Genomic DNA, 15,623 nt, shown 5'->3' on the forward strand with positions numbered 1-15,623 from the left:
CTATCTGCCGAAGAAAATATTCTGCGGATAGTAGAACTGAAGCGGTGATGTGCCGGAACCGGCTGCAGCTGTGCCGATTGTTTTTATCAGCGCTCCTGTAGCGGGCGTGATATTATAAATATAGCTCGAGGTTGAATATTCATCCGCTCCCCAGAGGGTATTGCTGCGGTCGAAACCGAGCCCGTCCACGCCGCGGCCGCCGGTGCAGCTGAATACCGAGCCCGGTAAAGTGCCGCTGTAGGAACCCGAAGAATTGAATTTATAGACTTTGCAGTTGCCCTCGTCGGAAGCCCAGATGACGCCGCTACGGTCAACGGTAATATAATCGGAATAATCAAGGCCGCTTACATTGCTGAAACTAATGCCACTGACGAATGCGCAGGAGCTGACCGATGTGCAGCGTTTGATCTGCGTGTCGTTAGGGGAGATAATCCATATGTTGCCGGAGTTATCGATTGCCACCCCGGAAGGAGAATTGGTCAGCGAAATCTTATTCATATAGGCACCGGTGCTGCCGTTGAATTCTTCCACGCGATTATTGCCATAATCCGTCGCCCAGACATTGTTGCTGCTGTCAATGGCAAGCTGCTGTACGTTCGTGCCTACGGTAAACTGCCCGTTGCCGGTTCCGGTGCTGCCGGTCGTTAATAAGACATTCCCGTTATAGTCATATTTGATGAGGCGGTTATTGCCGCTATCGCCGACCCACACATTGCCATTGCCGTCAACCGCTACGGCATTGGGCTGATTAAGGCCGGTAGCGAAGGTAGAAACATACGCACCGGAGGAGGATAATTTCAATATGCGGTTATTGCCGCAATCGGCTACCCAGAGAAAATCGTCGATCACTACCTGCGACAGGTCCGGCGGAGAAAAATAGATGCACTGGCTTACGCCATTGCGAGTTATACTGCCGCCATTGAGGCTGATGGAGCTGGACAGGGAAATGCCACTCGGAGCCCAATCAGCCGAGGGCACAGTGTAGGTGAAGATGAGTGCGTTACTGCCGCTGCCGCTAACGTAATTGGCATAGGCCGTGTTACTGGTACCTATAGAGCCTGTTCCTAGCGCACTAAGCACGAGGCGGGGCGTGCCGGTGACCGTCACAGGGGAGGAGAAGGCAAGCGTAAAGGTGAGCACGGCTCCTGTGCTATAAGTATTATTGGAAGGCGGTGTGATGGAAGCGGTTTCCATCATGGGAATCTGCCTTAAATCCCATTGCTGCGTTTTATACACCACCAGATCGTCGAATGTGGATGTCGCCGGCTTAATGACAAAAGAGGCAAAAGCCGTGTTATTGGTAAGTCCGCCGCCATGGGCTACCTGTGCGTTGTCTGCCTGAGAAGTATCGGTAGAGCCGGAATTCAGACGCGTCGTGCCGCTACCGGTGCCGGGAAGGGGAAGCCATGCACCGTAACCATCTGCACCATGGCTGATAAGAGCAAGGACAGCATTACGGCTATGGCCGTTATCATTGACCGTGATGGAACCTTGTTGTGTGGTAGAAGTCCAGCATGCTGTTGCGCCCGTATCCACAGTGTAAGTAATATCTCTGCCGTAACTATCCAATGCGTAGCTGCTGGCAAGGCCGAGCGTTCTGACAGGAACCATGCCGATAGCGACATGATTGGGCGAAGAGGTAACAGCATAAATGCTGCCGCCGGAGCAATTGCTGCTCGCGCCGGAATTGGCGGAAGCCATTCCGTATGCCGTATTGCCGACAGCAAGGTTAGGGTCGGCGGGGCAGGGAACATAACCATGAGATGCTTCGTATTGTCTCACTGCGGAGAGTATGGCTTCCATTTTCTGTGTTCCCATTTCATTGGAGCGTAATGCGCTACGGGTACTGGGAAGCGTCGCAACGACCACTAAGGAAGCAACTGTCAGCAGGATGCTGATTTGCAGTAAGGTGAAACCAGAGGAATGTTTGTAATCCATCATCGTCCTATAATAGCATACATAGAGAGAAAATACACTCTAAGATATTATTTTCTCATGAAAATAAGCCCTTGGACGGCTTGAGGTTATTGTTTATACCGCTTTAATACGGCTAACGGCTTATATAAATCTGATAGGGATTACTCAGATTGATCGGTGTGCTGCCGGTCGTGCCCGTCGAGCCATGCCCCACTTTTTGCAAAATGGTGCCATCTTGCTTGAGCTGATAAACATAATTGTTATTATCGTTAGCAACCCATATATAGCCGTTGCTGTCTATGGCAATGCCAGCTGGGCCTACGCCGCTTCCCGGGGAGCAGTCTGCAAGTGAAAATGTAAAGGGTATGCTCCAGCTATCTGTAGTGGGATTGTATTTTTGCACCTGGCAATTGCTTTCGTCCGTTACCCAGATATTACCACCAGAATCAATGGCGATTTCGTCCGTATCACCGTTACCGGTAGTATAGAATGTTCCTGCCGTCCCCCCAGTGCTGCATGAACTATGCGAGACGCAGCCGCTGCCATTCGCATTGCAGCGCGCCAATCGGCAGACGCTATTGCCTGGCTGCATAATCCACAGATAACCGCTGGAATCAAGTGCGGCGCCGGAAGTATAACCGGAAATGGAAGTGGTCGTAGTGCCCATGTAGTTACCGCTGGTATCAAACTTGGCAAGACGCGTGTTGGTGCCACCGACATCCATTACCCATAAATAACCGCTCGTATCAAAAAACATCTGGGAGTTAGTGGTCATGTCAAACTGGGTAGTAAGTGCATTGCCGGCGTGACAGGTGCATGATGTGGCATTAAACGCGCAACATGCGGTACCGCTGACATAGCCACAACTTGTTGAGGTAGTATAATAGCCCGCGCATGTATCTGTTGTATTGCCGCCGATGGTCCGCTTCCAGGTTCCAGTGGTGTCGAACTCCGAGACACGGTCATTTCCGGTGTCGGCGACCCAGTAATTTCCTGCGCTGTCGATAGCCACACCGGCCGGGCTTTTTAAACGTGTAACACGTGTGCCGCTCGTATTGGTAGTACCCAGCTGACGGATAAAATTACCGTTGCTGTCGATCACGGTAATATAATGTCCGCCAAAATTGGCAATGGCGATAGTGGACGCAATAACAACCTGCGACAGATCCGGCGGATTGAAAGTGATGCAGGGAGAAGTGGTTCCTACCACTGAGGAGCCAAGCGAGATACCGTTAGGGGCGGTGTCGCTTGCCAGGATGGTGTACTTAAACACGAGAGAAGTAGAAGTGCTGGAGCCGCTGACATAAGTGGCATGCGCCGAAAGATTGCCGCCGGAAAGCGCCGTGAGCTGCAGGTAAGGGGTGCCGGTGACGGTGACGGCATAGGGCGTGGTTAAGGTAAAGGTCCAGGTTTGACCGCTGGTATAAGAGCCGTTGGAAGGCGGCGAAATGCTGATATTCGTAATCGTATTGGGAAGTGAGTTCAGATTGAAAAGCGGCGTTTGATAGATCACCTGATCGTCGAAGCTGGTGGATGGAGTGCCGTTGACAAAAGAAGCGGCTGCGCCGTTATTGCTAAGCCCTCCGCCGCGTGCCACCTGGGCATTATCGGCCTGTGAGTTATTGGTCGAGCCCGTGTTCAGGCGAGTAGCGCCGCTACCGGTGCCGGGAAGGGGAAGCCATGCGCCGAAACCATCCGCACCGTGGCTGACAAGTGCAATGACGGAATTGAAATTAACGTTATTGTCACTGATTTTAACGGAACCCTGCATGGTGGGGGAAGTCCAGCATGCGGTTGCGCCGGTATCAACGGCATAGGTAATATTCCGGTTGAAGCCATCCACGGCATAATCCGAAGAGAGGCCAAGCGTTCTGACGGGAACGGTGCCGACGGCAATATGATTGGGAGAGGAGGTGGGGGCATAAATAAGACCGCCGGAGCAGTTACTGGTAGCACCGGAATTTGCGGATGCCACACCATAGCTGCTGTTTCCTGTGGCCAGATTAGGATCGGCTGGGCAGGGAATGAATCCATGAGCGGCCTGATATTGGCGGGTTGCCTTCAGCACGGAGTTCATTTTCTCAGCGCTGATTTTCCCGGCGTCAAGCTTCGCGCGCGAACTCGGGAGCGTGGCAACCACTGCCAAAGACGCCATCGTCAGAAGCAGGCTGATCTGTATGAGGGTAAATCCTGAAGACGCTTTTTTCGGTGCCATAATTAAGAATTATAGCACAAGAAAAAATTACTCCAACTCAAAGTTGTAGTTCTCGATCACGGTATTAGCGAGCAGTTTCCGGCACATAGAGTCAACTTCATCATGCGCCTTCTGTTTGTCGGCGCCGTTCAGTTCGATTTCGATATACTTGCCTTGGCGGACATCGCCGATGCCCTGAAAGCCCAGATGGCCGAGCGCGCCGGAGATGGCTTTGCCCTGGGGATCGAGCACGCCGTTTTTCAAAGTGATATGGATCTTCGCCTTCATAATCTATCTACGAGGTCAGGGAGGGCCTGAACCTACTTGCCTTTCTTTTTCGTCTTAGGTTTAGCTTTAGCTTTAGCTTTGGTTTTAACTTTGGCCTTTGCCGCCACTACCAGCTCTTCGGTTTCACCGGGAAGCACGCCAAGCCTTCTGGCAACTTCGCGGTAAGCTTCTTCTACCTTGCCCATGTCGCGACGGAAACGGTCCTTGTCCATTTTCTCACCGGTCTTCAAATCCCACAGGCGGCAGCAGTCTGGGCTGATCTCATCCGCAAGGACGATCTGCACCGTATTGCCTTCGTAAAGACGGCCGAATTCGATTTTGAAATCCACGAGCTTGATGCCAACGCCAAGGAACAGGCCGCTCATGAAGTCGTTAATGCGCAGTGCCATGGAAGTGATGTCTTCCAGTTCATTGGGTTGTGCCCACTGGAACGCAATGATGATTTCTGGTGCGACGATAGGATCGCCCAGTTTGTCGCTCTTGAGGCAGAATTCGATGATTGGGTAAGGGAGCTGCGTGCCTTCTTCAACCCCAAAACGCGTAGCGAAGCTGCCGGCGGCAACGTTGCGTACGATCACTTCAAGCGGTACGATCTCAACCGCTTTTACCAGCTGTTCACGCATGTTGAGCATGCGGATGAAATGAGTCGGAATGCCGATTTCGCCGAGTTTAAGCATGATATACTCGGAAATGCGGTTGTTGAGCACGCCCTTGCCGTTAATCACGCCTTTTTTTGCATTATTGAAAGCGGTGGCGTCGTCTTTAAAGTGCTGGATGAGTGTGCCGGGTTCGGGACCTTCAAAGAGTTGCTTGGCTTTGCCTTCGTAAATTGGTGTTCTGCGGTTCATTGTTCTGCTTGCGGTTCGTTCGGATGACATGTAAAAGTCTTTCATAATACTGGCAATGAAAATAAGAAAGGGAAAATATGACTGCCTTCGATAATAAAGAAAAAGCCGAAGAAAACAAGTATGCTCACGATAAGGAGGTGGAATTCCTGATTAATGCCAGATATCATAGACTTCTGGCGGAATGGGCGATTGAGAAGATGGCTTTGGAGGCAGCAGCGGCAGAAGAATATAAAAAACAGCTGGTTGCAGGCGATCTGGGTAAAAATGACGAAGAAATGCTGTTTAAAAAGATCCGCCATGATTTTCTCACGCACGATATCCATATGACGGACCACGATATACGTGAGAAAATGTACAACCTCCTGCAGGACGCCAGGCAGCAGGTGATGGAAAAATAGCCTTACATCGGCTATTATAACGTAAATAATCAGGAATATGCGGTGTGGCGGCTTGCTTCGCCCACCGTATGCATAAAGGGCCGGGATATGAAGAAATTTACCATTCCCTGTGATTTCGGCGGTCAGAAAGCGCCGTTCAATATCTATGTGGGGGAGCCGGAACCGTCCAAGCACCCGCTGCAGAACCAGGCGCACTGGCTCTCGACCGAACGCGGAGGTAACATTCCGCAGGAAGTGATGGATAGTTTCCAGACCCTGCATAATATCTCGAAGGAAAACGGCGTTTCCTTTGAAGAATTATGCGTCTATGCACTCGGTTCGGCCTCTGAAGGCGACGGGGGAGGATCCTAAACCTTAGGATTAGCACAGACCCATGGCCCTTAATTATTTACAGACAGCACAGGAGTTCGATCGCTTTGTCGGGCGTTTCAACTCCATCGATTCCCTGAGCCAGGAAGTCAAGGAACTTTCGATAGAACATGCGCGCAACATATTGAAGCATCTGCGCATCGTGGCGAACGGGGAAAACAAGACCGAAAAACGCGACGTGGATGAGGACGCCAGGGAAATTGCCGACGCAATGCTGGAGGCGGCTAAGATGTTTGCTGCTCTGGTCATGGAATTGGTAAAAGATGGTATTGATCCGCTGAAGGATCAGGAAATCGCGCCCTTGTTTGAGGCGACACGGGATGCGTTCGGCAAAGCAAAGCGCCGTGTACGCGTGGATATTATCAACATGCTGTCCAAGATGGGACGTGCGGGCGAAGCGCTGCAGATGAAACAGCAACTTGAAGCGGAAAGCCGGCAGACAGCGCAGCCTACAACGGTTTCTTCCATGGCGGATGTCGCGCGCCAGATTGAGGAGCGCCTTGCTAAGCTGGAGGCTGCGGCCCGCAAAAAACAGATGCAGGCAAAGCTCGGCGGTGCCAAGGGCAAACTGGCCGCTGCCGTGATGAATGTGAGCAATAATGTTGGCGGTGTATTTCGCATTGTGGGACTTAACAAGGAAGGCTTTCTTCCAGCCGCCCAGCATACGAACGAAATTCTTGAAACGACGATGGTGGGTAAGTCCGTCGCCGAAGTCAGCCATGAAAAGCTTGTCGATGCCGCACAGAAGGCCAGCGAAGGCCCGGAAATCACCTTCGGTCAGAACCGCACCGATAATAAGGGTAAAGCATAATTTTCATTGAATTTTCGGCCTTTCTTTGATTAGTATGCCGGTCTATGACCGAAAACACCAAATATTACCCGAATGTGGACGCTAACCCCGATTTTCCTAAAATCGAGGAACGCATACTTGAATCCTGGAAAAATGAAGGAACGTTTGCCGCTTCCGTTGCAGCGCGTGCACCGCAAACGGCAGACGGCGCGAATAACGAATTCATTTTCTATGACGGCCCTCCGTTTGCTAACGGTTTGCCGCATTACGGCCACTTGCTGACCGGCTTCGTGAAGGATCTGTTCGCCCGCTACCAGACCATGCAGGGCAAGCGTGTAGAGCGCCGCTTCGGCTGGGACTGCCACGGTCTTCCGGCGGAACTGGGGTCGGAAAAAGAACTGGGAATTTCCGGTCGTCAGGCAATCACCAAATTCGGCATCGGCAGGTTCAATGAACACTGCCGTACCTCGGTCATGAAATATACCCATGAATGGGAATATTATGTCACACGCCAGGCTCGCTGGGTGGACTTTGCAGGCGACTACAAGACGATGGATAAGAACTATATGGAATCCGTCATCTGGGCCTTCAAACAGCTTTACGATAAAGGGCTGGTATACGAAGCTTACCGCGTAATGCCATATAGCTGGGCGGCGGAAACACCGCTCTCCAACTTCGAAACGCGCCTGGACAATTCTTACCGCGAGCGCGTGGACAAGGCGATCACCATTGCGTTTGAACTGGCGAAAGTGCCGGAGAAACTGATCGAAGCCGTGCCGGTGCTGGCGCGTTGCAGGACATTCAAAGTGCTGGCCTGGACGACCACACCCTGGACATTGCCGAGCAACCTCGCTTTGGCAGTCGGTAAGGATATCAAATACACCGCCATCTGCGTTGACGATACGTGCTACATCGCGGCCATCGCACAAACGCCGCTGCTCCAGCAGATCGCAGGGCAGGGCGGTAAAGCCCTTGTGACGGACGAGTTGCATCCCGGTTCGGCGGAAACCGTTGGCGAGTTCCCCGGCAGCGTTCTGGTGGGGCTAAGCTATAAGCCCCTTTTCCCATACTTTGAAAAACACCAGCCCGGCAGAACATTCCGTATCCTGGACGGCAGCGACTTCGTTACCGATACGGATGGTACCGGCGTCGTGCATATGGCTCCCGGCTTCGGTGAAGACGATCAGCGCGTGTGCGAAGCTAACGGCATCAGCCTCGTCTGCCCGGTTGATATGGCGGGACGTTTCACGGATGAAATCTACGATCTGCCGGAGCTTTCGCTCAAAGGCATGAACGTCATCGAGGAAAATGTCGCGGAATATAAATTCGGTGAAGCCAATGAGCGTATTATCGAATGGCTGAAGAAACACGGCCAGCTGATCAAGCAGGAACAGATCACGCATAACTATCCGCATTGCTGGCGCACGGACAAACCGCTGATCTACAGGGCAGTGTCGAGCTGGTACGTGGAAGTGACCAAGTTCCGTGACCGCGCTGTGGAGCTTAATCAGAAGATCAACTGGATTCCCGAGCATGTCAAGGACGGCCAGATGGGGCATATGCTGGCCACAGCGCCGGACTGGTCCATTTCGCGTAACCGTTTCTGGGGTACGCCGATTCCACTGTGGAAAAGCAAATCAGGCAAGATAAAAGTATTTGGCAGCATCGCCGAACTGGAAGCCGCAAGCGGCCAGAAAGTGCCCGACCTGCATCGCCCCTATATTGACGAAATCGTCATCACCGAAAACGGTGAGGAATACCGCCGTGTGGAGGATGTGTTCGACTGCTGGTTCGAATCCGGCTCCATGCCGTTCGCGCAGGTGCATTATCCGTTCGAAAATAAGGAATGGTTCGAGCATCATTTCCCGGCGGACTTCATCACAGAATATGTTGGCCAGACGCGCGGCTGGTTCAATACGCTGATCATGCTGTCGACGGCTTTGTTCGACCGCCCGCCATTCCTTAACTGTATCTGCCACGGCGTCGTGCTGGATGCGGAGACGGGGCTGAAATATTCCAAGCGTCTCAAGAATTATAAAGACCCGCGTGAGGTAATGGACCAGTTTGGCGCCGATGCGTTGCGCTGGCTGATGCTTTCTTCTCCCGTCATGCGCGGGCAGGATTTGAGTGTCGACCCGGAAGGCAAATTCATCCGCGACATGGTACGCCTTGCGATCAAGCCGATCTGGAACGCGTATAACTTCTTCTGCCTCTACGCCAATGCGGACGGTATCAAGGCTGCGTTCAAAACGGATTCCAAAGATATCATGGACCGTTACATCCTGGCCAAGTGCAATCAGGCCGTAGCTGCCATTGCCAAGGCGCTTGACGGTTACGATACACCCGGTGCGACCGAAGCTGTGACGCAGTTCTTCGAAGCGCTGAACAATTGGTACATCCGTCGCAGCAAGGAACGTTTCTGGAAAAGCGAGTGCGACGAGGATAAAATCTCGGCCTACAACACGCTCTATACCGTGCTGCATATCATGTGCCGCGCCGCTGCGCCGTTATTGCCGTTGACGCTGGAAGAAATCTACCGCGGCCTGACCGGCGAAAAGAGCGTGCATCTTGCGGACTTCCCGGCTTATGCGCAGACCAGCAAGGAACAGAGTGATGCGATCCGCAGAATGGACCAGATCCGGGATATCTGTAACGCGGCCCTCGCTATCCGCAATGCGCGGAATCTACGTGTGAGGCTGCCGCTCGCAGCGCTGAAAATTGTGTCTGCGGAAGGGAACTTCTCCGAGGAAGAATTGAACATCATCCGTGACGAAGTGAATATCAAGGATGTCGGCTATGATAGCAACCTGACGCAATATGCGGCTTTCAAGCTGCAGATTCATTTCCCTGTGCTTGGCAAGCGCCTGCCGGAGAAGATGAAGCAGATCATTCCAGCTTCCAAGAAAGGGGATTGGAAACTGCTGGAAGATGGGCGCGTGGAGATTATCGGGGAGCCGCTGGAAAAGAATGAGTTCTCTTTGCTGCTGGAACCCAAGCCGGACTATAAGGATAACGCGCAGCCGCTTTCCACGAACGATGCGTTAATCCTCCTGGATACACATATTACGCCGGAACTGGAAGCCGAAGGCTATGCGCGCGATATCGTGCGCCTCGTGCAGGAAGCGCGCAAGCGCGCTGGGCTGAACGTGACCGACCGCATCAATCTGCGTCTGCGCGTAGCGGATAAGCTGGCGCCGGCACTGCAGAACCATTCGCATTATATCGCGGATCAGGTGCTGGCGGCATCGCTGGAGCAGGGGGACATGCAGGGCTGCACCTATATCGCAAACGATATGGTCGAAGCACATGAAGTCTCCATCGGCTTTGCGGTAGCAGCGTAAGAGAAAGTGACGAACGAGCGTAACGAGGGCTAGCGGCCAAGGGGGAGCGCAGCCTGCGTGGCGCCAAGGCGCCTGAACGCAAATATAACAGGAAAACCTATGACCAACCAGGCCACCAGTATCGGAGTCATAAGCGCAGGCGGATGGGGCACGGCGCTTGCCATTGCCGCTAATCGTGCGGGTAGCCGCGTCTCAATGTATTCAGCCAATCCCAACGTGCTGGAGTCCATTCGCCGTAACCGCACGAACGATGTCTATCTGCCGGATGTCTTCATTGATCCCGCCATTACGGTCAGTGACAAGCTTGCCGAGATTTGCGCGAGCGATATGATCATACTTGTCGTGCCGTCGCAGCATGTACGGTCCACCTGTATCTGGCTTTCCGATCAGTTGCCCATCACAACGCCCGTTATTATCGCGACCAAAGGTATTGAGCGCGGAAGCCTTGCCTTGATGAGTGAAGTCGTTGGCTCCATCCTGCCGAAGAACCCGCTCGCAATCCTGAGCGGACCGAATTTCGCTATCGAAGTGGCGCGCGGCCTTCCCACTGCCACGACAATTGCCTGCCAGGATGCGTATCTGGCAAAGCAGATTATTTATGCTATCGGCGGTAAATTCTTCCGCCCCTATTATACGGATGATGTCATCGGAACTCAGATCGGCGGTTCGGTGAAAAACGTGATTGCCATAGCCTGCGGTATCGCGATTGGCCGCGGCTTCGGTGAAAACGCCAAGGCAGGATTGATCACACGCGGCATCACGGAGATGGCAAGATTATGCAACGCCAAAGGCGGAAGGCAGGAAACACTGATGGGATTCTCCGGTGTAGGCGATTTGATTCTGACCTGTGGCAGCCGCATGTCGCGCAATATGTCGCTGGGCATTGAAATCGGCAAACAGAAAGAATCGGTGAGAACCATCATCGAAAACCGCCAGAGCAAACTGGCCGAAGGCGTAGCAACGGCTGATTCCGTGAATGAGCTGGCCAGCAGTCTCGGTATTTCCATGCCGATCTGCCATGCCGTGCAAAGCATCATCAGTGGCTCTGCCAGCATCGACGAAGCAATTGCCGCCCTGCTGGAACGCCCGTTCGCCACAGAGATGGCTTAATTACTTACCCTTACTTTCATAGCGGGTACAAAAACGCGGTCAGAAGACCGCGATCTTTAGTCGCCGAAGGTGTCAGGTTCATTGCGAGGGCAGCAGGCCGAAGCAGGAACAATTATTATTTTAACTTCTCTTCCACCGCATCCCAGAATATGCGTTCCTGCTGGATGCCGTAAAGTTCATTGGACTTGATGAGCCCGGTCGGGCAGGTGATGTTAATCTCGGTCAGGTAATCCCCGATGATATCGAGTCCGGCAAGCAGGATACCGCGTTTCTTCAACTCCGCGCCGACCGTTTCTCCGATCAGTATATCGCGCTCATTGGTGGGCGCTTTAACGCCCGTGCCGCCTACGCGCATATTGGCGCGGATATCGTCCTGCGCGGGCACGCGACCTAGAATGGCGGTTACTTTGCCGTCAATAACGATGACGCGTTTATCCATGTTGCGGATTTCCGGCAGGAAGCGTTGTGCGATCACCGGCTCGCCGGAACCCGCAAAAAACATTTCCAGCAGCGCATGGAAATTAGAGTCTCCCTGCTTGATATGGAAAACCGCATGGCCTGCAAATCCGTAAAGTGGCTTGAGTATAATTTCACCATGCTCGTTCAGGAAATGTTCGATAGCTTCCACATCGTGCGAGATCAGGGTTGGCGGCACGAATTGCGGGAAGTCGAACATAAACCATTTTTCCGGCGCGTTACGCACATGGAACGGATCATTGACCACCTGCACATCTGGCTGGAGCTTTTCCAGAAGGAAAGTAGAGGTAATATATTCCATATCGAACGGTGGTTCCTGCCGCAGCAGAACAACATCCATTTCATGCAGGTTCAGCGTCTGCAATTCGCCAACCGTATAATAATCCTTTGGGTCATCACGCAGTATAAGCTTACGCCCCTTGGCTGTGACCTCGCCGCTATGGAAGGACAGGTCTTTCGGCAGGTAGTAATACAGCTCATAGCCGCGCCGCAGAGCCTCACGGCCAAGCAGGAGCGTCGTATCGCTGCGCGGATTTAGCCGTTCAACCGCGTCCATTTGTATGGCGAGTTTCTTCATAAACCGTACCCAGCTTAAGGTGAGCGTGGCAGCCTAGTCGTTCTTCCTGCGCGGATCGTCTCTCAGGACGGCATGGTTGACGACTTTCTGCACGCCGGAAGTCGTGCTGGCAATATAAGTTGCCTTGTCAAGCTCAGCCTGGTCCTGGGCGATGCCCATCAGGTAAACCACCCCGTTGACGACTTCGACGTTATAATTGACCGAATGCAGGCCTTTTTCCAGAATGAAGCGCGAGCGCACCGTATTGGCGATCCAGCTATCCTTGGCGTAATCCATGATTCCTGTCTTATCGTTAACCTGGATTTCGTTGATAACCTCGCGCACGCCTTTGACGTTCCAGGCGAGTTCTGCCGCCTTGATTTTGGTTTCGGGCTTATCCACGTCACCCGTCAGCAGAACGCGGCCTTCGGTGACCTTGATCGTTACATTGCGATACAGATCGTTCACATCGCCTTTTTGTAGGAACTGGTTATTGATAGCGAGGCGAATGCCGGTGTCATCCACGGCATGGCCCGGGGTACGGTCCTGCTGCGCGACGACCGCGCCGGTTCCGGCTCCGGCAAATATAAGAGGAACGCATCCGCTGACGAGGAGCGGAGCAGCGATAATGGCGAGTGAAAGTTTCTTCATTGAATGCTCCATGCATTTTCAAGATGATATATTCTGAAACGCGATGTTACCACCATCAGATCGAAGCGCAAGTCCGTATGCGAATATTTTTCATGCGCTGCAATAAAAGCACTTGCCGCTCGGGCGATCACCTGTTGTTTGGTGGGCGTGACGGAGTATAGCGCCGTCTCCATGGCGCTGCGTGCCTTGACTTCCGTAAAGACAAGCAGGTTTCTTCTGGCGGCGATGATATCGATCTCGCCGTAACGGTTGCGGTGGCGCAGCTGGATAATGCGGTAGCCTTTCAGCAGCAGCAAACCGGCGCACCAGTATTCGGCGGCGATACCCCGCAGGTAAGAACGTTTGCGGCGTGCGTCGTGAGTCATGGTTTTTCCGGCCTGAGCTGCAAGGCTTTGGCATAGAGTTCCTGCCGCGGCAATCCGGTAGCCTTGGCGACATGCGCCGCCGCATCTTTCACACGCATGGTCTGAAGCGCTTCGGAAAGCAGCGCTTCCACATCTTCCGCCGCCGGAGCTTCAGCGGGCAGGGGAGGTGCAACGACAATGACGACTTCGCCTTTGGGCTCGCCAGCTTCAGCATAATAGTCTGCCAGTTCCGGCAATGTTCCACGCCGTAACTCTTCATGCAGTTTGGTGAGCTCGCGCGCGATCACAGCCTCACGCTCTCCGAGCTGCTGCGCCAGTTCCGCCAGTGCTTCCGGCAGGCGGCGGGCCGATTCAAAAAAGACCAGCGTAGCGGGAATGACGGCCAGTTCGGCAATTTCTTTTGCGCGTGCCTGCATTTTGGCAGGAAGAAAACCGCAGAACAGGAAGCGGTCCGTAGGCAAGCCGCAGACACTCAGCGCGGCGATAGAGGAAGAAGCGCCCGGGATCGGAATAACCCGGATACCTGCAAGTCCCGCTTCCCGTACTAGCCTGTAGCCGGGATCGGAAATAAGGGGTGTGCCTGCATCTGAAATCAGGGCGACAATTTTACCGCTTTGCAACTCCTGCAATAGTTGCGGTAGAGCCGATTCAGCGTTATGGTCGTGATAAGAACGTGTGCGGGCCTTAATGCCGTAATGCGATAGCAGCTTCGCGCTGGTGCGCGTATCTTCGCAGGCAATAAGATCGGCAGCGCGCAGCACGTCCAGCGCCCGCAGCGTGATGTCGGAAAGATTGCCGATAGGCGTGGCCACGATATAAAGGCCGGGTTCAATTGTTTGACTATTCGCCATCGGCTGGTTATTGTCCTGAAAAATAATGGAACGTCTCATGCATATTACAGCTTCTTTGCGATTTGTGTACCGTTTATTGGCATTGCTGATGCTCATGACGGTTTGGGCCTGTGGAACTCCCACCGGATGGATGGGGCTGGGCGGGGAGGAAGAAAGCCCCGCGGCGAAAGCTGCAGCGGCGGCGCAGGAAAAACCGGCTGAAAAACAGCCGCCCAAGCCGGCAGCTCCTGCTACGCCTGCTCCGGCGTCATCTTCCACGCCGCCCGCAACACCGGCCCCTGCGCAAGGGAATCAGGGCAATAATGGATTCGCGCCGCCAAGCCATATCAATAACGAACCGCCGCCGCCAGCGCCAGTGGGGGTATACGCGCTGCCCACCAATCTGGGCGAAGGTGCCCTGAAGAATGTGCCCACTGTTAAGGTTGCGCTTCTGGTGCCGCTCACGGGAGCATCGGCGGATGTAGGAAAATCCTTCCTCGATGCTGGCGTATTGGCGCTTTACGATAAATATAATGCGCTATCTACGCATGAAACAACCGCCAAGGTCGAGTTACTGCCCAAGGACACCGGGGATACGATTGAAGGGGCGGAAAAGGCAGCGCAGGATGCCATACAGGAAGGCGCAACGCTGATTCTGGGGCCGGTATATAGCAAGCAGGTGAGCGTGGTAGCCTCGAGCGCGCGTCACCAGAATATCCCTGTCATCACGTTTTCCAATAATATGGCCGTGGCTGGCGAAGGGGTCTATCTGTTCGGCTTTGTGCCTGAGCAGCAGGTCGTGCGTATCGTACAGTATTCGCTCGGACACAACATTACCAATATAGCGGCGCTCGTACCCAGCGACCCATACGGCGCGGCGATCGTCAAACAGCTTTCACAGGAAATGCGCAAGCATAACGGCCGTATCTACCCGGTGGAATATTACTCGGAAGACATGCAGGCGCTGGATAATAATGTAGGCCGCCTGTCGCGCTTCATTCAGGACGAAGGCACCAAGAACCAGGCGCTCTTCATTGCCGAGGGTGGCAAAAAACTGAAAACACTGACGGATACGCTGGTAGCAAACGGTATAAGCGCAAACAATGTGCAGATGCTCGGCACCGGCCTTTGGGACGATCCGGAACTGCTGAAATGGCCCAATGTTAACGGCGGATGGTTTGCAAGCTCGCCGCCGGAAAAGTACACTGCGTTCGAACAGCATTTCATGACAACCTATTCCTACAGGCCGGAAAGACGCTCCAGCCTGGCATACGATGCCACTGCACTGGCGGTAAACCTGGCGCTCTCATCCAGCGGGAAAGGCTTCCCCACGGAAAAGATTCTGGATCCCGTAGGTTTCAACGGGCCTGCAAACGGTATATTCCGTTTTCATGATGACGGCTCGGTCGAGCGTGGGCTGGCGGTATTGATGGTGACACCCGCCGGATTCAAAACGATCGACCCTGCGCCGACGATGTTTAATCAATAG

The 15,623-nt window shown here is 53.6% G+C and carries 14 protein-coding genes; 6 read left to right on the plus strand and 8 right to left on the minus strand.

Annotated elements, in window-relative coordinates; genetic code table 11:
* The 4 genes from VFT64_02525 to purC form a co-directional block, all read right to left on the minus strand.
* A complete protein-coding gene (locus tag VFT64_02525; protein HEU5046696.1) occupies positions 1-1,941 on the minus strand; it encodes an NHL repeat-containing protein in 1,941 nt (646 codons plus the stop codon).
* A gap of 109 nt (positions 1,942-2,050) precedes the next feature.
* Positions 2,051-4,132 (minus strand): hypothetical protein, encoded by a 2,082-nt coding sequence (locus VFT64_02530; protein ID HEU5046697.1) that lies wholly within the window; start codon positions 4,130-4,132, stop codon positions 2,051-2,053.
* A 27-nt stretch (positions 4,133-4,159) separates the two neighbouring features.
* The gene (purS, locus tag VFT64_02535) at positions 4,160-4,399 is read right to left on the minus strand and encodes a phosphoribosylformylglycinamidine synthase subunit PurS (protein ID HEU5046698.1); all 240 of its coding nucleotides are present in this window, start codon (positions 4,397-4,399) and stop codon (positions 4,160-4,162) included.
* Between the two features lie 32 nt (positions 4,400-4,431).
* Positions 4,432-5,247 carry a phosphoribosylaminoimidazolesuccinocarboxamide synthase gene (gene purC / locus VFT64_02540; GenBank protein HEU5046699.1) on the minus strand — a complete coding sequence of 272 codons (816 nt, stop codon included), beginning with the start codon at positions 5,245-5,247 and terminating at the stop codon, positions 4,432-4,434.
* 77 nt (positions 5,248-5,324) lie between these two features.
* Here purC and VFT64_02545 point away from each other — a divergent pair, with 77 nt between their 5' ends.
* The 5 genes from VFT64_02545 to VFT64_02565 all read left to right on the plus strand — a co-directional run bounded on the left by VFT64_02545 (position 5,325) and on the right by VFT64_02565 (position 11,255).
* Positions 5,325-5,645, plus strand: a complete 321-nt coding sequence (locus VFT64_02545; protein HEU5046700.1) for a DUF1476 domain-containing protein — start codon at positions 5,325-5,327, stop codon at positions 5,643-5,645.
* A gap of 87 nt (positions 5,646-5,732) precedes the next feature.
* Positions 5,733-5,996, plus strand: coding sequence for a DUF2610 domain-containing protein (locus tag VFT64_02550; GenBank protein HEU5046701.1), 264 nt, complete (start codon positions 5,733-5,735; stop codon positions 5,994-5,996).
* Between the two features lie 22 nt (positions 5,997-6,018).
* Complete coding sequence (locus VFT64_02555; GenBank protein HEU5046702.1) at positions 6,019-6,825, plus strand: hypothetical protein; 807 nt, start codon at positions 6,019-6,021, stop codon at positions 6,823-6,825.
* Between the two features lie 44 nt (positions 6,826-6,869).
* Positions 6,870-10,145, plus strand: a complete 3,276-nt coding sequence (gene ileS, locus VFT64_02560) for an isoleucine--tRNA ligase (protein HEU5046703.1) — start codon at positions 6,870-6,872, stop codon at positions 10,143-10,145.
* Between the two features lie 99 nt (positions 10,146-10,244).
* Positions 10,245-11,255, plus strand: coding sequence for an NAD(P)H-dependent glycerol-3-phosphate dehydrogenase (locus VFT64_02565; protein ID HEU5046704.1), 1,011 nt, complete (start codon positions 10,245-10,247; stop codon positions 11,253-11,255).
* Between the two features lie 115 nt (positions 11,256-11,370).
* Here the strand turns inward: VFT64_02565 and gshB are convergent, their stop codons facing one another.
* The 4 genes from gshB to rsmI are packed head-to-tail and all read right to left on the minus strand — an operon-like array spanning position 11,371 to position 14,194.
* The gene (gshB, locus tag VFT64_02570; protein ID HEU5046705.1) at positions 11,371-12,309 is read right to left on the minus strand and encodes a glutathione synthase; all 939 of its coding nucleotides are present in this window, start codon (positions 12,307-12,309) and stop codon (positions 11,371-11,373) included.
* Positions 12,310-12,342: 33 nt separating this feature from the next.
* Positions 12,343-12,939 carry a BON domain-containing protein gene (locus tag VFT64_02575; GenBank protein ID HEU5046706.1) on the minus strand — a complete coding sequence of 199 codons (597 nt, stop codon included), beginning with the start codon at positions 12,937-12,939 and terminating at the stop codon, positions 12,343-12,345.
* Positions 12,936-13,304 (minus strand): YraN family protein, encoded by a 369-nt coding sequence (locus tag VFT64_02580; protein HEU5046707.1) that lies wholly within the window; start codon positions 13,302-13,304, stop codon positions 12,936-12,938. Before VFT64_02580 ends, VFT64_02575 begins: the two co-directional genes overlap by 4 nt.
* Positions 13,301-14,194, minus strand: coding sequence for a 16S rRNA (cytidine(1402)-2'-O)-methyltransferase (rsmI, locus tag VFT64_02585; GenBank protein ID HEU5046708.1), 894 nt, complete (start codon positions 14,192-14,194; stop codon positions 13,301-13,303). The genes VFT64_02580 and rsmI overlap by 4 nt, the downstream gene beginning before the upstream one ends.
* Between rsmI and VFT64_02590 the strand changes: the two genes are divergently transcribed.
* Entirely contained in the window at positions 14,193-15,623 is a 1,431-nt protein-coding gene (locus VFT64_02590; GenBank protein ID HEU5046709.1) for a penicillin-binding protein activator, read from the plus strand. The genes rsmI and VFT64_02590 overlap by 2 nt on opposite strands.

It is taken from the genome of Rickettsiales bacterium (assembly GCA_035765535.1).
Classification (GTDB): Bacteria; Pseudomonadota; Alphaproteobacteria; order Rickettsiales; family JABCZZ01; genus JABCZZ01.